Annotated in this window: 15 protein-coding genes; 8 read left to right on the forward strand and 7 right to left on the reverse strand. The window is 69.1% G+C overall.

The annotated features are described in order from the left end of the window. Positions 1-20: 20 nt before the first annotated feature. Positions 21-2012, reverse strand: a complete 1992-nt coding sequence (locus DEJ14_RS16550; protein ID WP_146249743.1) for an RHS repeat-associated core domain-containing protein — start codon at positions 2010-2012, stop codon at positions 21-23. Between the two features lie 19 nt (positions 2013-2031). On the opposite strand from DEJ14_RS16550, the gene DEJ14_RS16555 reads away from it, so the two are divergent. Then, positions 2032-2445: a hypothetical protein gene (locus DEJ14_RS16555; RefSeq protein WP_111085270.1), complete on the forward strand. Its 414-nt coding sequence runs from the start codon at positions 2032-2034 to the stop codon at positions 2443-2445. Between the two features lie 66 nt (positions 2446-2511). Here DEJ14_RS16555 and DEJ14_RS16560 read toward each other — a convergent pair whose 3' ends face one another. The 3 genes from DEJ14_RS16560 to DEJ14_RS16570 all read right to left on the reverse strand — a co-directional run bounded on the left by DEJ14_RS16560 (position 2512) and on the right by DEJ14_RS16570 (position 8670). Beyond that, positions 2512-2817 (reverse strand): hypothetical protein, encoded by a 306-nt coding sequence (locus DEJ14_RS16560; RefSeq protein WP_146249744.1) that lies wholly within the window; start codon positions 2815-2817, stop codon positions 2512-2514. An 83-nt stretch (positions 2818-2900) separates the two neighbouring features. Further along, the gene (locus DEJ14_RS16565) at positions 2901-8282 is read right to left on the reverse strand and encodes a DUF6531 domain-containing protein (RefSeq protein WP_111085274.1); all 5382 of its coding nucleotides are present in this window, start codon (positions 8280-8282) and stop codon (positions 2901-2903) included. A gap of 106 nt (positions 8283-8388) precedes the next feature. Next, positions 8389-8670, reverse strand: a complete 282-nt coding sequence (locus tag DEJ14_RS16570) for a hypothetical protein (protein WP_027466625.1) — start codon at positions 8668-8670, stop codon at positions 8389-8391. Positions 8671-8877: 207 nt separating this feature from the next. On the opposite strand from DEJ14_RS16570, the gene DEJ14_RS16575 reads away from it, so the two are divergent. The 6 genes from DEJ14_RS16575 to pstB all read left to right on the forward strand — a co-directional run bounded on the left by DEJ14_RS16575 (position 8878) and on the right by pstB (position 16344). After that, positions 8878-11043: an RNA degradosome polyphosphate kinase gene (locus tag DEJ14_RS16575; protein ID WP_111085276.1), complete on the forward strand. Its 2166-nt coding sequence runs from the start codon at positions 8878-8880 to the stop codon at positions 11041-11043. Beyond that, positions 11040-11987: an NUDIX hydrolase gene (locus tag DEJ14_RS16580; RefSeq protein ID WP_111085277.1), complete on the forward strand. Its 948-nt coding sequence runs from the start codon at positions 11040-11042 to the stop codon at positions 11985-11987. Before DEJ14_RS16575 ends, DEJ14_RS16580 begins: the two co-directional genes overlap by 4 nt. Before the next feature lie 210 nt (positions 11988-12197). Beyond that, complete coding sequence (gene pstS, locus DEJ14_RS16585) at positions 12198-13301, forward strand: phosphate ABC transporter substrate-binding protein PstS (protein ID WP_111085279.1); 1104 nt, start codon at positions 12198-12200, stop codon at positions 13299-13301. Positions 13302-13480: 179 nt separating this feature from the next. After that, complete coding sequence (gene pstC, locus DEJ14_RS16590) at positions 13481-14431, forward strand: phosphate ABC transporter permease subunit PstC (RefSeq protein ID WP_111085280.1); 951 nt, start codon at positions 13481-13483, stop codon at positions 14429-14431. A 13-nt stretch (positions 14432-14444) separates the two neighbouring features. Beyond that, entirely contained in the window at positions 14445-15530 is a 1086-nt protein-coding gene (gene pstA / locus DEJ14_RS16595) for a phosphate ABC transporter permease PstA (protein ID WP_111085282.1), read from the forward strand. A gap of 34 nt (positions 15531-15564) precedes the next feature. Continuing rightward, positions 15565-16344, forward strand: a complete 780-nt coding sequence (gene pstB, locus DEJ14_RS16600; RefSeq protein ID WP_111085283.1) for a phosphate ABC transporter ATP-binding protein PstB — start codon at positions 15565-15567, stop codon at positions 16342-16344. A 184-nt stretch (positions 16345-16528) separates the two neighbouring features. On the opposite strand, the gene DEJ14_RS16605 is transcribed toward pstB, so the two are convergent. The 3 genes from DEJ14_RS16605 to DEJ14_RS16615 form a co-directional block, all read right to left on the reverse strand. Next, on the reverse strand, positions 16529-17398 hold the full coding sequence (locus DEJ14_RS16605; RefSeq protein ID WP_111085285.1) for an anti-sigma factor: 870 nt from the start codon (positions 17396-17398) through the stop codon (positions 16529-16531). Continuing rightward, a complete protein-coding gene (sigK, locus tag DEJ14_RS16610; protein WP_111085287.1) occupies positions 17395-17994 on the reverse strand; it encodes an ECF RNA polymerase sigma factor SigK in 600 nt (199 codons plus the stop codon). Before sigK ends, DEJ14_RS16605 begins: the two co-directional genes overlap by 4 nt. 595 nt (positions 17995-18589) lie before the next feature. Then, positions 18590-19219, reverse strand: a complete 630-nt coding sequence (locus tag DEJ14_RS16615; RefSeq protein WP_111085288.1) for a DNA-directed RNA polymerase subunit beta — start codon at positions 19217-19219, stop codon at positions 18590-18592. Positions 19220-19345: 126 nt separating this feature from the next. Here DEJ14_RS16615 and DEJ14_RS16620 point away from each other — a divergent pair, with 126 nt between their 5' ends. After that, positions 19346-19507, forward strand: a complete 162-nt coding sequence (locus DEJ14_RS16620) for a DUF2207 domain-containing protein (protein WP_146249745.1) — start codon at positions 19346-19348, stop codon at positions 19505-19507. Positions 19508-19534: the final 27 nt, after the last annotated feature.

Below are 19534 nucleotides of genomic sequence, written 5' to 3' on the forward strand. Positions count from 1 at the left end.
CTTCTCTCGTCGCCCGCGGCTCATGGCGCACGATGTGAACTGACGGTAGGACCTCGAGCCCCGGCAAGAAATCCTGTTCCAAAAGTCTGAACAAGGCTTGCGCGAGTCTGATCCCCGCCCGGTCGGACCAGCTCGTTAGCCACAGCGCCAACTCCGCCCGCACTGTGGTTCACCGCTCCACCGATCAGAGCGGTCGCTCCTGGAGAACTGATATCCAAGTTCTTGACGATCTTAGCTCCGAGCGCCCCGGACCCCAGGCTGAAACCGGACGCGGCAGACGCTGCGTAACCGCCGGCAGTGTGCTGGGCATCTGGGTCGAACATGTAGCCGCCGACGTTCTGTGTGGCACCGGACACACCTGACGAAACTGCAGAGCGAGTTGTCGCTGTCAAGGCTTGCGTGCCGATCCGCTGGAGCACGGGAGCACCTGCGCGAGCGGCCGCCGTCCCGAGCTTCGAGAGCCCCAGTGCGCTTCCCCCTCCGGCAGCTCCCGACACACCACCAACGAGGGTGTCCGAGCCGACCTTCCCCCAATCAACCTTGCCGTTCTCCCCCGTGTTCTTCTTGATCGAGAGGCCCCCGGCCAGAGCAGCGCCGCCGCCCGCCATCACGGCGATTGCCACCACTGGGCCCAGCGGTGTGCACATCGCCAGCACAGTTGCGGCGATCCCGACGCCGATGGCGATGTTGGAGATGAGCTCCGAGTGCTCGTCCGCCCAGTCGCGCAGGTTGGCGATCGCCCCCTGGTTCGCATCCCGGTACGCCTGCAGGTCCTTGTCCGTCGCCGGCCGCAACCCGAGCGGGTCGACCGCGTGCAACGGGTCGTTTCCGGCGTACGAGTAGGGGTTCCCCGACCACGCCGCACCCAGGATCGGCGCGAGCGGATCGACCGACAGGAAGCCCCGCGCCGCCGGGTCGTACACACGGGCGCCGAGCCACTCCAGCCCCGCGACGGACACCCCGCCGGAACCGGTCAGTGCCACCCCCGCTGGCAGTCCGACGTCGGTGACGGCAGCGAGCGCAGCCCACGGATCCGCAGCATCGGTGGCGCGCGCGCTGCGCCACGCGGGCTGCGTCACGACATCGCCGATCGCGGTGACACCACCCGGCAGGTCGAGCAACGACGTGTCGGCAATGCTGATGAGCGACGGAACGACCGCGGCGGAGTCCCACCACGCCGCGACCCCGCCGACCTCGGCGAGCTCACCGAGGGCATCGACCCAGACGTCGAGCCGGCCGATCTCAGCGTACGAGGCGTCGCGGTCGACGACGGCAGCGAGGTACCCGAGGTCCGACCACGCGTACTCGGTGGTCGAACCGTCGACGGCGGTCCGCCGGATACCTCGGCCGACCACGACTGCACCAGATCGCCCGTGGTTGCCTGGGCGATACGACCGAGGCGTCGCAGGAGAACGTCTCGGCAGCGGCGCCGTCACGATCCATCCCGACGACGGCATCGCGGCGGTCGGCTGCGTCGTGCTCGCGTCGAGTGGTCCCGCCGGCAGGGCCTTTGATTGTCGCCAGGCGCCCGCGCTCGTCGTACTCGAACGAGGTGCCCCGTCGAGACCGTTGACGAGGATCGTCTCGGCAGTCGCGACATCGCGAGAAAAACTCCCGGCGGACGCCCGTCGGGTCGACGGTCGCCGCGACGTCGCGCCAGCGGGGTCGGTGACGCCCTGGAGGCGCGACAACGCGTCGTGCGCGAACGTCCGGACCGCGCCGCCAAGCACCGCGAGCTCCGCCAGGTTCCCCTGGTCGTCGAACGTCCGCGAGATGCGGCGGCCCAATTGATCGGTCGCAAGCGTCGTCCGACGCCAGAAAGGACGATCCTCAGCAGGATGGCCTGCGAGATCAGGTCTGAGGCGGGTCAGTCCGCCCGCGCCGTCGTCGGCTTCAAGGGGACGGCCGTCGGCGCCGAGGGTGATGGAGCCGTCTCCGTTGGACGTCGATCTGACCGGTTCATCGGGGTCTGCGAGGGCCTTCCTGCTCGCGGGCGGCCCGCCCAGCAGCACACGTCAGTAGCATTTCGGCATGTTCGAAAAACGTGCCTCCAAGGCGGGAGCGATCCAGATGCCGTCACCGTGGACGTGGGATTCCGGCGGTCTTCGGATCACAGCTTCCGCCGAACCCCGCGGCTTGACCCGTCGCCTCCAGCTCATCGTGACAATGGAGATTGCGAGCGTCGTCGCCGTCTTTCGTGGCGAAGAGCTCTCGAGCCTTGTCAACCGTCGGGTGCAACAGATCGAGTCTGATTCGACTCCGACCGCATTCCTGTTCTTCGGCGGAGAACAGGTGACGGGAGCACCCATCGATGCGGCGCGACAGAACGTGCCGGGCGACGCAATCGCTCTCGTCATCGCGCCGAACGTCGAGGCCGTCGTGCACACGCTCACGGCGGTCGAAGTTGAGCGACTGCATTCTTGGCTACGAAAATGTGCGCGCTGACCCACTGCCCCGCCGACTCCGCAACGGACACCGCTTGTCTGTACCAAGCAGCTCACACAGGATTGGTCAGCGCTGGATCCTCGGTTGCGCAGTTCCCCGGAGCCGTACGCTCACGCGATCGCCGACCGCTGCGCCACTGATCAGACCGGCAAAGGCGGTGAGAAGCCACAACCATTGAAGACCCGCAATCGGCCGAGCAGCGCCGACGAGGCCGATGAAGACCAAGATCACAACCACCATCAGCACGGCCAGTACCACCGGGCGACGATCGTTCAGCTTCGACCAGAATCCGACGGCGCTCCCGTAGCCGAGAGCAACGGCACCGACAATGATCGCCGCGGGGACGTTGATGTCCTGGGGACCACTCCGCAAGCGCCACCAGGCGATTACTAGGCAAGCGAGGGCTGCAACAGCATCTACGAACCAAGGTCGCATTCGACGGCTTGATCGACTCGTCATCCGAAAAGACCTCCCACGACCGAACCGCCGACGGCCGATCCCCACAAGGTGCTCGTGTTCTTCTGCAAGAAGTTGAACGCGCCGGAGGGGGTTCGCGGGTGGAAGTACGGCATCTGCGCAAGAGTATCCACTCCGTGCTGACCCGGGAGGATCCTCCCGCTGACGTACGTGCCCGCCATACCCGTGGCTCCGTTCTGCGCCACAGTGCCGAGATCCACTCCGTCCCCGCTGATCACCTGACTCACTGCCGTCCCGGCCGCCGTTGATGCGCCGCTCAGCACCAGGGACGTCCCCTGAGCGAGCGCTCCGGACGCTGAGTACCCGATTTCCTTCGCGATCGTTCCCCCGGCCGGACCAGCCATTCCTCCGGCAGCACCGGTCACCCCACCGCCGACGACGTCTCCCGCGAACTCCCACCCGTTGCGGATCTGCCAGCCGTTCTTCTGAAGGTTGGTCACACCACCACTCACAGCACCGACCCCTCCGTTGACACCCATGTTGACCGCGACGGCTCGCGCCGCTTGGCCTGCAGGTGCGCCTGCCATGGCAGCCTTGCCGAACATCATTGCTCCACCACCGGCTGCACCGAGCACGCCGCCCACAGCAGTGTCGACTCCGACTCTGCCCCAATCTACTTTTCCGGTCTGTGCTTTCTGCGACGCCACCGAGACGCCCCCGCTGAGCAACGCCCCAGACGCAGCCATGAGCGCGATTCCAGCAGGGCCGCCGACCCCGGTGAACATGAGCGCGACACCCAGTCCAATCGCAGCACCTGCGGCGACGTACTCCCAGTTGTCGTTCCACCAGCTCCCGGCAGCCGCGATCGCACCCTGGTTCGCATCCCGGTACGCCTGCAGGTCCTTGTCCGTCGCCGGCCGCAACCCGAGCGGGTCGACCGCGTGCAACGGGTCGTTTCCGGCGTACGAGTAGGGGTTCCCCGACCACGCCGCACCCAGGATCGGCGCGAGCGGATCGACCGACAGGAAGCCCCGCGCCGCCGGGTCGTACACACGGGCGCCGAGCCACTCCAGCCCGGCGACGGACACCCCGCCGGAACCGGTCAGTGCCACCCCCGCTGGCAGTCCGACGTCGGTGACGGCAGCGAGCGCAGCCCACGGATCCGCAGCATCGGTGGCGCGCGCGCTGCGCCACGCGGGCTGCGTCACGACATCGCCGATCGCGGTGACACCACCCGGCAGGTCGAGCAACGACGTGTCGGCAATGCTGATGAGCGACGGAACGACCGCGGCGGAGTCCCACCACGCCGCGACCCCGCCGACCTCGGCGAGCTCACCGAGGGCATCGACCCAGACGTCGAGCCGGCCGGTCTCAGCGTACGAGGCGTCGCGGTCGACGACGGCAGCGAGGTACCCGAGGTCCGACCACGCGTACTCGGTGGTCGAACCGTCGGCGGCGGTCCGCCGGATGCGTCGGCCGAGACCGTCGTGGACGTACTCGGTCCGGCCATCCTCGGTGATCGTCGCGATGATCTGTCCGGCGTCGTCGTACTCGTGGCGCGTCTCGACACTGTCGACGGTCTCGGCGACGAGCCGCCCACGGTCGTCGTAGGTCCACGTCGAGTCCCCGGCGCGGACGAGCTGGCCGGCAGGGTCGTACTCGTACGACACCACTCCGGACGGTCCGTCGATCGCGGTGATCCGCGCGTTGGCATCGCGCTCGATCCTCGTGGTGGTGGCACCGTCGAGCGTCGTCGAGGTGTGCGCGACGAGTGCGCCACCCTCGTACGACCACGACTGCACCAGTTCACCAGTGGCTGCCTGGACGATCCGACCCGAGGCGTCGTACGAGAACGTGCCGGCAGGGGTGCCGTCCCGTTCCACCCCGACGACGCGGCCGACGGCATCGCGACGGTAGGTGGTGCGGGTGCCGTTCGGGTCGACCCGAGCCGTGCGGTTGCCGTCGGCGTCGTACTCCCACGCGACGGACTGGTCGCCTCGGGCACGGCGGACGAGCAGGCCACGGCGGTCGTGCTGGATCGTCCGACCGGCACCACGGGTGTGGTCCGTCACGACGACCGTGCGGTGGACGGCGTCACGGGAGATCTCCGACTGCACCGCACCGTCGACGAGCACGGCCCGCTGTCGGCCTGCCGCGTCGTGGGTCCACTCCGTTGTGCGGCCGTCCGGATCCGTCTGGCGGATCTGGCGCCCGGCGGGGTCGTAGGCCGCGGTGGTGGTGCGGTCGAGCGGGTCGGTGACGGCGACCACACGGTCGGCGGCGTCGTACTCGCGTCGAGTGGTCCCGCCGGCAGGATCGGTGATCGTCACCAGGCGCCCGCGCTCGTCGTACTCGAACGAGGTGACTCCGTCGAGACCGTTGACGACCTCGATCAGCTGCCCCGCGGGGTCGTAGCGGAACCGACGACGGCCGAAGCGTGCGTCGTGGCTGGAGACGAGCCTCCCGGCCTGGTCGTACCGGAACCGCGCGGTGCCGGAACCCGGAGTCGTCTGCGTGACCACACGTCCGACGGCGTCGTACGTGACCTCCTCGACCTCGCCGGTGGGCAGGGTCCGGGCCACGACGCGGGAGTCCGCGTCGTAGGCGAGCGTCGTCCGCGCCCCGGCGGCGTCGGTCGCCGCGGCGGGTCGACCGCAGGCGTCGTACTCGTAGGTCGAGCGCGCTCCCGAGGGGGCGACCAAGGCGACGACACGGCCGGCGAGGTCGCGCTCGAGTCGGGTCAGGCCGCCTTCGCCGTCGACGAGTTCGACGGGTCGGCCAGCAGCGTCGTAGGTGACGAGTTCGGAACCGGTCTCGTCGGAGGTCGACTCGACCGGTCGGCCGTACTCGTCGAACCGGACGGTCGCGGTGTCGAAGGCGTCACGCAGGGTCGCGACGCCGGTCGCGACGTCGTCCGAGAACTCCTGGCGGACGCCCGTCGGGTCGACGGTCGCGGTCAGCTCGCCGACGACGTCGTACTCACGACGCCAGGTGGCGCCGGCGGGGTCGGTGATGGCCTGGAGGCGCGACAAGGCGTCGTGCGCGAACGTCCAGACCGCGCCGCCCGGCAATGCGAGCTCCGCCAGGTTCCCCTGGTCGTCGAACGTCCGCGAGACACGCCGACCCAGCGGGTCGGTGGTCGTCGAGAGCTCGCCGTTCGGGGCGTAGTCGAACGTGGTGCGTGCTCCGAGCGGGTCCACGACCGCTGCGATGCGTGAGCCGGCGCCGTACTCGAATCGCCAGACGGCTCCGTCGGCGTCACGTCGTTCGACGAGGAGCCCAGCTGCGTCGTAGCGGTACTCGCTCCGTGCGCCGGAGGGGCTGACCGCGGCAACCGGGCGACCGGCCGGATCGCGCTCGATCCGCGCGGTGTCGCCGACAGCGTTCGTGGTCGCGGCGAGCTCGCCGAACGCGTCGTGGGAAAGCGTCAGGACCACGCCCGCCGGGTCGACGACGCGGGTGAGGGCGCCGTCCTGCCAGGTCAGCTCCGTCCGGCCGCCGACCGGGTCGGTGATCACCGACGGGTCGCGGTCGTCGCCCACGTACTCGTAGGCGACGACGGCGCCGGCCTCGGTGACGACGGTCGCGACGCGGTCCTGCTCGTCGTACCCGTAGGTCAGGTCACCGCCGGACGGCGTGACGGTGCGGGTCTTCCGGCCGCAGTCGTCGTACGCGTGCACGGTGACGGACCCGTCCCGCTCGGTCGCCGACACGAGGTTGCCGTGCCGGTCGTAGCTCATCGACTGGCGTCGGTCGTCGGAGTCGATGACCCCGACCAGGCGCCCCTTGGCGTCGGCGATGTACGAGTTGGACCGGGAGCCGTCGTGGTCGGACACCACCGTGACACGACCGGGCAGGTACGCGAACCGCACCGTGCGGCCGTGCGGGCTGACCTGCTCGACGACGCGACGCTGGTCGTCGTAGGTGTTGTCGACCTCGACGACACCGGCCGCGCTCGTGACCGTCGTGATCAGGTCGTCGTCGTTCCAGCCGTAGATCCGGGTGCCGACGGCATCGGTCGCCGAGACGAGTCGGCCGCGATCGTCGTACCCGTACTCGACCCGGCGGCCGTCGGAGGCGCGGAGCACCGCCACCCGGCCGTCGACGTGGTCGACGTCGATCGAGCGACCGCGCTCGTGCACCAGGCGCACGACGACGTCGGCGGCGTCCCGCTCGACGCGGACCGCGGTGCCGGTCCCACCACGCTGTCCGAGCCACAGCCCGGACGGCGAGAAGTCGATGCGCCCGCCCTGGTTGTCGCGGACGACGAGCCGGTCGCCCTCGGCCGCGAGCCAGCGGTTCTCGCCGACGCCGCGGGCCCACCCCTCGCCGTCGCGCGGGAAGCGCACCTGGCGACCGTCGGCGCCGACGAACGACGCGCCTTCGTCGTCGATGAGCAGCCGGGTCTCGAGGATCGACGCCCACCCCGGACCGAAGAGCCCGACGTGCTGGTCGAGGGAGTTGTACATGCGGGTGACCTGCAGCGCTGCAGATGCACCGGTGAACCCGAGGTCGAGCTCCGGTTCGAGGAAGTTGCCCGTCGTGGTGTTGACCGGGTCCATCGAGTAGCCGGTCGTCGGCTGGGCCCCGTAGGCCGACGGCGGATCGAACTGCAGGTCGGTGCGGGACTGCGAGACCCCCGCGGCAGCCAGGGCTGCGGCGAGCGCGGCATCCGAAACCGTGGAGACGGCGCCTTCACCGCCGGCAGCAGCGAACGCGTCGGCGATGGTGTTCGCCCACGTGACGTCCTGGCCGTTGGCGGTGATCCACTGCTCGAAGGCGTTCACCAGGCTCGTCGCGTCGATGTGCCCCCAGGAGCACTTCGACGCGAAGTCGGTGAGCTTGCCGCGCAGGCCAGCCGGCTTGCCGTCGAGCGACTGGTTCAGTGTCGACGACCCGGTGGCGAACGAGCGGAGGTCGGCGGGCTTCGCGGACGACGTCCCGCCACCGCCCCCACCACCGGAGCCGGGGTTCGGCGTCTGGCGCGGGGTGCTCGGTCCGGTCGCCTGGTCGAACGTCGGTGCGTCCTCGTGGTGGACGGTGGGCGGCACGGGAGCCCCGGCGACCTTGTCGTGCACCCACTCGAAGAAGTTCCGGTCGCCGTACTCCGCTTCCCAGTCGCGGGCTTCCTTGCGACGAGCGTTCTCCCGCTCGGCAGCGGCCTTCATCTTGTCGACCCACCCCGCGACGGTGCGGAGGTTCGCGGCGATCGTCGAACCGTCGGACGCTGCCGTCGACGCGTTCTGCGCGAAGAGCTCGGAGAAGTGCCCGCGGAACTCTTGCGACGCGGTCGTGACGTAGGACTGCCGTGAGCCGGCCTGCCCCTCGATCGACTCGGCCGCGCCGTTCAGCGCCGTGCTGAGTGCGTCGGCCGTGCCGTCGTCGAACTCGACCGGATCGTTGCCGTGCAGGTCAGCCATGGTTCATCCCCCGAAGTCGTACTGGTCGTGCTGGTCACGCGGCCCCACCGACCGCGAACGCCCGGACCGCCGCGAGTGCGACGGTCCGGGCGGAACGAGTGGCTGCTTACGCGCCGCCACCCGCGGTGAAGATGTCCTGCGAGATCTTGTCGAGCTGCGTGCGGAGCTGCTCGAGTTCGGTCTTCGCCTTGTCGAGGGCGGCCTTGGTCTCCGGCCAGGTCGACCCACGGAACGTCGCCGCGAGCGGGCCGTCCCAGACGTTGGAGTCGGACAGGATCCGGCCCTGGGCGTCGAGCTGCGAGATCTGGTCGGTGAAACCACCGTTGATGATCGACTGGACCTGACGGATGGCGGTCTTGGCCTGCTCGGTCGAAAGGACACGCGACATGATGAACCTCTTTCATTCGTAGCTGCACCCCCGCGCAGTGGAATCCCCCCGGAGGCTCTGACGGGACCCACCATACCCACAAACGGGCGCAGATGTCACCGTTCGTATATCGTGATCGTTCCTCCACGAACAGTCCGTTCACCGCGGGTTTCCACAGCGTCCACCGGGGCCCCTCCGGCCGTGGTGCCCGGGTGGCAGGATGTGGACATGGACACCGAACCGCAGCTCGACGGCGAATCCGTCGCACCCGACCTCGACGACTTCGACGAGGTCGTCGAGATCGAGCACGAGTCGCTGCCGTCGGACCGCTACTTCGACCGCGAGCTGAGCTGGCTCCGCTTCAACCAGCGAGTGCTCGAGCTGGGCGAGGACCGTACGCAGCCCCTGCTCGAGCGGGCGAACTTCCTGGCGATCTTCGCGTCCAACCTCGACGAGTTCTTCATGGTCCGGGTCGCGGGCCTGAAGCGCCGCATCGACACCGGCATCGCCGTGCCGACGAACGTCGGCCGCGCCCCGAGCGACGTCCTGCGCGACATCGCGAAGAAGGCGCACGAGCTCCAGGACCGGCACGCCCAGGCGTTCATCGGGTCGCTCAAGCCCGATCTCGACGCCGCCGGCATCCACGTCGAGCACTGGTCCGACCTGGACGAGGCCGACCGGCTCCGGATGCGCGAGTACTTCAACGAGCAGATCTTCCCGGTGCTCATGCCCCTGGCGGTCGACCCGGCGCACCCGTTCCCCTACATCTCCGGGCTCTCGCTCAACCTGGCCGTCCGGGTCCGCAACCCGAAGTCGCAGCGCCAGGAGTTCGCGCGCCTCAAGGTGCCGCAGAACTTCTCCCGCTTCATCAAGCTGCCGGACGACAACTCCGGCCGGATGCGCTTCATCCCCCTCGAAGACCTCATCGCGAACCACCTCGACGACCTGTTCCCGGGGATGCAGGTCCTCGAGCACCACGTGTTCCGCGTCACGCGCAACGAGGACGTCGAGATCGAGGAGGACGAGGCCGAGAACCTCATCCAGGCCCTCGAGCGCGAGCTGCTGCGCCGCCGGTTCGGACCGCCCATCCGCCTCGAGATCACCGAGGACATGGACCCGGTGACCCTCGACCTGCTCGTGCGTGAGCTCGACATCACCGAGCAGGAGGTCTTCCGGCTGCCGTCGCCGCTCGACCTCGGCGGCCTGTTCGAGCTCTCGAAGATCAACCGCCCGGACCTGCACTACCCGAAGCACGTGCCGACGACCCCGGTGCAGTTCCAGCCCGGTGAGCCGAACACGAAGCCCGACCTGTTCCGTGCGATCGCCGCCAAGGACGTCCTCGTGCACCACCCGTACGAGTCCTTCGCGACGAGCGTGCAGGCGTTCCTCGAGCAGGCCGCGGCCGACCCGCACGTGCTCGCCATCAAGCAGACGCTGTACCGCACCTCGGGTGACAGCCCCATCGTCGAGGCCCTGATCGACGCGGCCGCCGCTGGCAAGCAGGTCCTGGCGCTCGTCGAGATCAAGGCGCGCTTCGACGAGCAGAACAACATCACGTGGGCCCGGAAGCTCGAGAAGGCCGGCGTGCACGTCGTCTACGGCCTGGTCGGGCTGAAGACGCACTCGAAGCTCGTGCTCGTCATCCGGCAAGAGGGCGGCACGCTCAAGCACTACAGCCACATCGGCACGGGCAACTACAACCCGAAGACCTCGCGCATCTACGAGGACATGGGCCTGTTCACCGCCGACGACACCGTGGGCAAGGACCTGACGCGCCTGTTCAACGAGCTGTCCGGCTACGCGATCGAGAAGAAGTTCAAGCGGCTGCTCGTCGCGCCGTTGCACCTGCGCAAGGGGCTGCTCAAGCGGATCCAGACCGAGTCCGACAATGCGCGTGCCGGCAAGCCGTCCGGCATCCGGATCAAGGTCAACTCGATGGTCGACGAGCAGATCATCGACGCCCTGTACCTGGCCAGCCAGGCCGGCGTGCCGGTGGACATCTGGGTGCGCGGCATCTGCTCGCTCAAGCCGGGGATGGAAGGCGTGAGCGACACCATCCGGGTACGGAGCATCGTCGGGCGGTACCTCGAGCACTCCCGTGCGTTCGCGTTCCACAACGACGGCGACCCGGCGGTGTTCATCGGCAGCGCCGACATGATGCACCGCAACCTCGACCGCCGCGTCGAGGCCCTCGTCCGGCTGACGGCACCGGACCACATCGACGAGGTGCTCGCGATGTTCGACCTGGCGATGGCCGACACCGCGAGCTCGTGGCACCTCGAGTCCGACGGCGAGTGGACCCGCCACTCGACCGACGATGACGGTCGCCCGCTCGAAGACGTGCAGAATGTGACGATGCGGAAGATCTCGGCTCGGAAGCGCTCCACTCGGTGAGCGGCGGTCCCTCGGGCCCCGTCCTCGCCGCCGGCGCAGTCGTCTGGCGCGAACAGGACGGCACGCCCCTCGTGCTGCTCATCCACCGCGACCACCACAAGGACGTCTCCCTGCCCAAGGGCAAGGTCGACCCGGGCGAGGCCGTCCCGACGACCGCCGTGCGCGAGATCGACGAGGAGACCGGGTACCGCGTGCACCTCGGCGCCCCGCTCGGCACCGCGGAGTACGTGCTGCCGAACGGCCGCGACAAGGTCGTGCACTACTGGGCAGCCCGCGTCTCGTCGAAGGAGTACGCCCGCGCGGGTGACTTCACCCCGAACCACGAGGTCGCGGCCCTCGAGTGGGTCACGATCGACGACGCCCGCAACCGTCTGACGTACGAGCGCGACGTGGCGATCCTCGACCGGTTCGCCGAGCGCGCCGCCGCGGGCCAGCACCGCACGTTCGCCCTGATCGCGCTGCGACACGCGAAGACCGTGCCCGGCTCCGACTGGAACGGCCCGGACGCCACCCGTCCACTCCTGCCCGTCGGTCGTTCCCAGGCCAAGGCCGCCGCGTCGCCCGTCGCCGCGTTCGGCCCGAAGAAGATCGTGAGCAGCACGGCGGCCCGGTGCCTCGCCACTGTCGAACCGCTGTCCGCCACCACGAAGCTCGGCGTCTCGAGCACCCCCGACATCAGCCAGGACGCCCACGACCGCGGGGCCGCAGACGTCAAGGGCGTCGTCCGACGCCGGCTCGACAAGGGCAAGACCGCGGTGCTGTGCTCGCACGGGCCGGTGCTGCCGGACATCATCGCCCGGATCGCCACCGCGACCGCCGACGACTCCGGCCGGTTCGACCTGCGCCGCGCCGCGATGCTGTCGGTCGGCGACTTCTCGGTGATGCACATCGCCGGCGAGACCCTCGTCGCCGTCGAGACGCACCGCAACACGATCCCGGCGTAGCGACCGCACGCCCTGCACCCGGCCACGGGCCGGGCGTCCGCCGCGCCCGGAACGCGATCCGCGCCTCCCGGTCGGCACAACCCCTCGTTCACCTTCCGTTCACCAACGCGCGTGATCCCCGTCACCTCGCGTCCCTACAGTCGCTCCCGGGTCGGCACCGGCCCAGGGACCGCAGTGGTCCCACTGCACCCCATCCCCGAAGGGACCCCTGTGAACATCAAGCGAATCGGTTCGATCGCAGCAATCGCGATCGCCGGCGCAGTCGTGCTCTCCTCGTGCGCGGCGAACGAGGACGCGGGCAGCACCGAGTCCTCCTCGAGCAACACCGGCTCCTCGAGCCTCACCGGCACCCTGACCGGCTCCGGCTCGTCCGCCCAGCAGACCGCGCAGGCCACCTGGGCCGCCGGTTTCCAGGACGTCGCCAAGGGCGTCACGGTGAACTACTCGCCCGACGGCTCGGGCGCCGGCCGCAAGAACTTCATCTCGGGCGCCGCGGACTTCGCCGGCTCCGACGCAGCACTGAACGACGAGGAGCTCTCGGGCTCCTTCGACCTGTGCAAGGCCGACACCAAGGCCATCGACATCCCGGTCTACATCTCCCCGATCGCGATCGCCTACAAGGTCGACGGCGTCAGCGACCTGACCCTCGACGCGAAGACCATCGCGGGCATCTTCTCGGGCAAGATCACCAAGTGGAACGACTCGCAGATCGCCGACCTGAACGACGGCGTCGACCTGCCGGACGCGAACATCACGGTCGTGCACCGCTCCGACGACTCGGGCACCACGCAGAACTTCTCGGAGTACGTCTCTGCGAACGCCGGCGACGTCTGGACCGAAGAGCCGAGCCAGACCTTCCCGTACTCGGTCGGTGACAGCGCGAAGGGCACCTCCGGTGTCGCCTCCGCGATGGGCAGCGCGTCCAACGCGATCACCTACATCGACGACTCCGGCGCGGGTGACCTCGACAAGGCGAAGCTGATGGTCGGCGACAAGGCCACCGAGATCTCGGCCGACGGCGCCGCGCAGGTCGTCGCCGACTCGAAGGTCGCCAGCGGCCGCGAGGACAACGACCTCGCGATCGACATCGACCGCAAGGACACCGCTGACGGCGCCTGGCCACTCGTCCTCGTCTCCTACGCCATCGCGTGCCAGGAGTACAAGGACTCGGACAAGGCCGACCTGGTCAAGGGCTTCCTGAACTACGTCGTCTCCGGCGACGCCCAGGACGCTGCGGCGAAGGAGGCCAAGTCGGCCGCCCTGTCGTCCGACCTGGCCGACAAGGCCGCTGCCGCGGTCGACTCCATCAAGTAAGACCCTCAAGCGCCCGGACGCCGGTCCCACCCACCTGACCGGCGTCCGGGCCCTTGCTCGTCGCGACGCGAGCAGCCCGGCTCCACCGCCAGCGCCCGTCCGACCAGCACCACGCACCACGCACCACGCACCATCCCCGAACCCGTCGCCTCCCCCGGCGTTCCTCCGACAGGAGTCCCATGACGACCGCACCGGCCCAGCCAGGGGCCACCGTCACCCCGACCAAGCCGAAGGCCGTCGTCCGCGTCGGTGACCGGGTGTTCTCCGCCGCCTCGGTGATCGCCGGCGGCCTCATCCTCTTCGTGCTCGTGCTCGTCGCCGCGTTCCTCGTCTGGCAGAGCATCCCGGCGTTCGCCGCCAAGGTCGGCGACCTGCCGAACAACGCCACGAACTTCTGGGACTACGTCGGCCCCCTGGTCTTCGGCACCGTCTGGTCCGCACTCATCGCGCTCGTGATCGCGGTCCCGCTCGCACTCGGGATCGCCCTGTTCATCTCGCACTACGCACCGCGGCGCCTCGCGCCGGTGCTCGGCTACGTCATCGACCTGCTCGCCGCGGTCCCGTCGGTCGTCTACGGCCTCTGGGGCATCGTGGTGCTGGCGCCGTTCGTGAAGCCGTTCTACGGCTTCCTGAACGAGTACCTCGGCTGGTTCCCGCTCTTCTCCGGCCAGGTGTCCGGCACCGGCCGCACCATCCTGACCGCGTCGATCGTCCTCGCCGTGATGGCGATCCCGATCATGACGGCCGTCATGCGCGAGATCTTCCTGCAGGCGCCCACGCTCAACGAGGAAGCCGCCCTGGCCCTCGGTGCGACGCGCTGGGAGATGATCCGCCTGTCCGTGCTGCCGTTCGCGAAGTCCGGCATCGTGTCCGCGATCATGCTCGGGCTCGGACGTGCCCTGGGCGAGACGATGGCGATCGCCCTGGTGCTGTCGGTCTCGACGAACGTCACCTTCCAGATGCTGACCTCGCAGAACCCCTCGACGATCGCCGCGAACATCGCGCTGCAGTTCGCCGAGGCATCGGGGACCGCCCTGAACGCCCTGATCGCGACGGGCTTGATCCTGTTCGTCATCACCCTGGTCATCAACATGCTCGCGCGGTACATCGTCCGCACGCGGGTCAGCTGAGAGGTCGCACCCGATGTCCCTCGCGCTCCGTCAGACCGGCACCGCCGGCAACGTCTACGCCAACGGCAAGCTGCACCGCTCGGTGCCGTGGCTGCTGCTGGTCGGCAGCTGGGTCGCCCTGGTGGCCGTGTTCGCCCTGCTCAACGCCGGCGGCGCGGTCAAGGACTTCAACGTCGTCGCCGCGCTGTTCCTCGGCACCGTCCTGTTCGACGTCCTGATCGTGGTCGTCTCGCGCATCGTCGAGGGCGGTCGTCAGGCCGTCAACCGACTGGTCACCTCGCTCGTCATCACCGCCTTCGTCATCGCGGTCCTGCCGCTGGTGTCGCTGCTCTGGACCGTGATCGCCGACGGCCTGGCCCGCTTCGACGCGAACTTCTTCTCGTACTCGATGCGCGGCGTGATCTCCGAGGGTGGCGGCGCGATCCACGCGCTGGTCGGCACGCTCGAGATCACCCTGTTCGCGGCGCTCATCTCGGTGCCGATCGGGCTGCTCACCTCGATCTACCTGGTCGAGTACGGCCGCGGCGCGCTGGCGAAGGGCATCACGTTCTTCGTCGACGTCATGACGGGCATCCCCTCGATCGTCGCCGGTCTGTTCGCGTACTCGCTGTTCGCGCTGTTCCTCGGCCCGGGCGCCCGTTTCGGCCTGGTCGGCTCCGTCGCCCTGTCGGTGCTGATGATCCCGATCGTCGTGCGCTCCACCGAAGAGGTGCTGAAGATCGTGCCGATGGAGCTCCGCGAAGCGTCCTACGCCCTCGGGGTGCCGAAGTACCTCACGATCCTCAAGGTCGTCCTGCCCACGTCGCTCGCCGGCATCACCACCGGCGTCATGCTCTCCATCGCCCGCGTCATCGGCGAGACGGCTCCGCTGCTCGTCACCGCCGGCTTCACCGCGAGCATGAACTACGACCTGTTCAAGGACCCCATGATGACCCTGCCGGTGTACGCGTACACGCAGTACTCGCAGCAGGGCGCCAACCCGCAGCCGTTCGTCGACCGTGCCTGGACCGCCGCGCTGGTGCTCATCCTCATCGTGATGGCGCTCAACCTGCTCGCCCGGTTCGTCACCCGACTCTTCGCCCCCAAGCTCTCGCGCTAGCGAACCCACTTCCCCACCCACCAGAAGGATCAACGTGTCCAAGCGCATCGAGGTCGACGGCCTCAACGTCTACTACTCGAAGTTCAAGGCGGTCGAGGGTGTCGACATCACCATCGAGCCCCGCACCGTCACCGCCTTCATCGGCCCGTCCGGCTGCGGCAAGTCCACCTTCCTCCGCACCCTGAACCGCATGCACGAGGTCATCCCCGGCGCATGGGTCGAGGGCTCGGTCAAGATCGACGGCGACGACCTGTACGGCCCCGGGGTCGACCCGGTGCTCGTCCGTCGCCAGGTCGGCATGGTCTTCCAGCGTCCGAACCCGTTCCCGACGATGTCCATCAAGGACAACGTGCTCGCGGGCGTGAAGCTCAACAACAAGCGCGTCTCGAAGTCCGAGGCCGACGACATCGTCGAGCGCTCGCTGCAGGGCGCGAACCTGTGGAACGAGGTCAAGGACCGCCTCGACAAGCCCGGCATGGGCCTGTCCGGTGGGCAGCAGCAGCGTCTCTGCATCGCCCGCGCCATCGCGGTGCAGCCCGACGTGCTGCTGATGGACGAGCCCTGCTCGGCGCTCGACCCGATCTCCACCCTGGCCATCGAGGACCTGATCGAGGAGCTCAAGAAGGAGTTCACGATCGTCATCGTCACGCACAACATGCAGCAGGCCTCGCGCGTCAGCGACAAGACGGCCTTCTTCAACATCGCCGGCACCGGTGCGCCGGGCAAGCTCATCGAGTTCGACGACACCGCGACGATGTTCTCGAACCCGTCCGTCCAGGCCACCGAGGACTACGTCTCGGGTCGCTTCGGTTGATCGCTGTCAGTCCGTCGGCCTGACGGACGACCGGGAGGCCCGGTGCACGTCCGCCACGGACGCGCACCGGGCCTTCGTGGTCGCGCTGGGTGCGGGGCTGGGCGGAGTGCGTGCCGACGCAGAACGACACCCTCGACGTCGGGCGACGGCGAGGGTGTCGTTCGGGGTCGATCTTCTGGGCGGGTCAGGCCGAGGTGGTCGGGACCGCCATGATCGGCGTCGTGGTCGGCTGCTCCGAACCACCGGCCGGCTCGACCGTCATGCCGATCGTCGCGCCGTCGGACATCGAGCCCTTGAGCACGGCCGAGTGCACGCCGTCGGCGACACCGTCGACCAGGCCGGCCGACTTGATCGTGCCGCCCTCGTTCTCGGACCCGATGTACCAGAGCTCGTACGTCTTGCCCTTCGGCGCCTGGGCGACACCGTCGAGGATGACCGCGGACTTGCCGAGGTCGCTCGACCACACGACCGTGGCCGTGCCGCCGCCCTCGACCTTGGTGGTGCTGCGCTGGAAGTCCGACGCGGCGTAGATGCGGTCGAGGCCGCTCGATGCCTGCGTGGTGCCGGTGCCCGGTCCGTCGGCCGGGCCGTTCGCGACGCCGACCCCCAGGCCGACACCGAGGAAGACCACGGCGACCGCAGCAGCACTGGTGAGCATTGCTGCCGGACGCTGGAACCAGCGGCGTCGGGCCTCGGAGGTCGCCCGGCCACCGGTGGTGGAGCCGTCGGCGATCGAGGCGACGTGCCTGGCGGGCTCGGGACGGGCCTCCTGGACAGAGGTCGTGTCGACGGCAGGAGCCGTCTCGGCCAGCGGTGCAGCCTGCGGGGTCGTCGCGATCTGGGCCAGCAGCGACGCGCGGAGCGACGTCGGCGGCTCGATCGGAGCGGCGGCGAAGGCCAGCTGCAGCGCGGTCTCGCGCAGCGAGTCGGCCTCGGCCTGGAGTTCGAGTGACGTCGTGAGGACGTCCTCGAGGAGCATGCGCTCATCGTCGGACAGCGCGTCGAGTGCGTAGGAACCCGTCAGCAGGGCGGGGTCGTCGTGTCGTTCGGTCATGAGGTCACCCCCATCTCGTCTCGGAGTCGGATCATCCCGTCACGGAGACGGGTCTTGACGGTGCCGATGGGGACACCGAGTTGTTCGGCCATCTCGCTGTGCGAGAAGCCTCCGTAGTACGCGAGCTGCACGGCCTGCCGTTGGAACTCGGTCAGTTTGGCCAGTGCCCGGCCGACCCGTTCGTGCTCGATACGGATCTCGACCGACTCGGAGACCTGGTCGAAACCGGACTCGAGGTCGCGGATACCGATCTTCGTGTCCCGGTCGTGCGAGGCCTGCGACGCCCGGACCCGGTCCACCGCTCGGCGGTGCGCCATGGTCAGGACCCAGCTGGAGGCAGTCCCGCGCTTCCGGTCGAACCGGGCGGCCTGTTGCCAGACTTCGAGGAAGACCTCCTGCGTGACCTCTTCGGACTGGGCGCGGTCCCGGAGGAGCCGCGTCACGAGTCCGAGGACCCGGCCGGAGAGGACGTCGTAGAGGTCCGCGAAGGCGGCTTGGTCACCGGAGGCAACCCGCGCCAAGAGGTCGTCCGGCGATGCCTGGGCTGGCTCTGACGAGCTCCAGCGTTCGGTGTCGCTATCCACGAGGGCAAGCATTGCAGGTTTCCCTCCTCTCGGGTGCGTCGGCGACCGGTTGTGGCCGTTCTGTCAGGGGTGCTGCGTGGTGCGGTGGTGCTGGTGGTGCTGTGCTGCGGTCCCGCCCCGGGATAGGACGAAGCCGCCGCATCGTACGGTCGAGACGAGAGGCCAGCGTGACCCACAGGGAATTGACCGGCGGATACCGGTCCGGGTCACGCCGGGCCTCTCGCGTTCGTGACGGTCATCAAGTCCGTCACGCTGATGATTCGGCGCGGTGCCCGTGGTGGTTTGGGTCGGATGCCGAGAAGTTGTCGGGACGCCGCGTCCGTGCCGTCTGCCGGGCACGCCCGGGTCCGGATCTGTCCACCGAGAGTGAACAGGGCAGCGGACTCAGCCGACGCGTCGTAGAGTTGGTGTCGCCGGGCCGCAGCAAGCCCCGGGCTCCAAAATTCGCCGCTTCGAGCGGCCTCGCGCCGAGAGGCGCTTCTGCGGCCCGGTTTTTCTCTGCCCGGTTCTTCTCTGCCCGGTTCTTCTCTGCCCGGTTCTTCTCTGCCTGGTCGCGGCTGTCGCCGTTCGGCCGGGAGGCGCGGTGCGGGTCCGGCGCATTCGCTCGCTAATCCAGGCTCTCGCGACGCCAGAGCGCCGCCGCCTCGGTCAGGTCGGCCGCCAGCTCCGTCAGACGGAGCGCGCGCGTCGTCAACTCGCTCGCGCGGCCGGTCGCGGTCAGGTCGGAGTCGTCCGCCACCGCCGTCGCACCGGCCGCGGTCAGCCGGCAGAACGCCGCACCACGGTCGAGCGCCACGGCGAAGTCACCCGTGTACAGCCCGTGCAGGATGCGGTCGGCGAGGGTCAGGATCTCGGCCGGACCCGTCGGCTGCTCAGCGCCCGCGACCGCCTGGTCGATCGTGCCGATGCGCTCGGTGCCCCGCTGGAAGAAGTACGCGATCTCCTCCGGGTTCTGCCGGATCACGGTGCGGACGAGGTACACCCGCCACAGGGCACCCGGCAGGGTGTGGGCACCCACCCGGGCCCAGAGTTCGGCGATCGCGTCGATGCCGTGCACGTCCGTGTAGGTGACGAGCCGCTCGACCACCGCGGGGTCCGGGTCCTGCCGCACCCGGTGCAGCAGCGCGTTCGCGGTCTCGTGCGCGACACGGTTCACGACGGCCGGGTCCTCGCCGCCCTGGATCGCGGCGAACTCGGCATCGGTGAAGTGGACAGGACGGTGGTGATCGCGAGGCACCGCGTCAGTGTAGGCACGGCCGGTGACACGCCCGCCCTCCGTTCGCCCAGAACGCAACGGCAGCGCCGCGGGTACGGTGTCTCGTCGGGAGGCGCTCCTCCCGACCGTGAAGGAGAGGACTCCCCCATGAACCCGTTGCTCATCATCCTGGCCGTCATCGCGGTCATCCTGCTGTTCGTCGGTGGCTTCACCGCGAGCCTCAAGTTCCTGCTGTGGGTCGGCATCGTGCTGCTCATCGTGGCCGTCGTCCTGTGGCTGCTGCGGACGCTCACCGGGCGTCGCGGCTGACCCTCGACACCAGGTTCTTCCCAGAGG

The sequence above is a fragment of the Curtobacterium sp. MCJR17_020 genome, assembly GCF_003234365.2.
In the GTDB taxonomy this organism is placed as follows: Bacteria; Actinomycetota; Actinomycetes; order Actinomycetales; family Microbacteriaceae; genus Curtobacterium.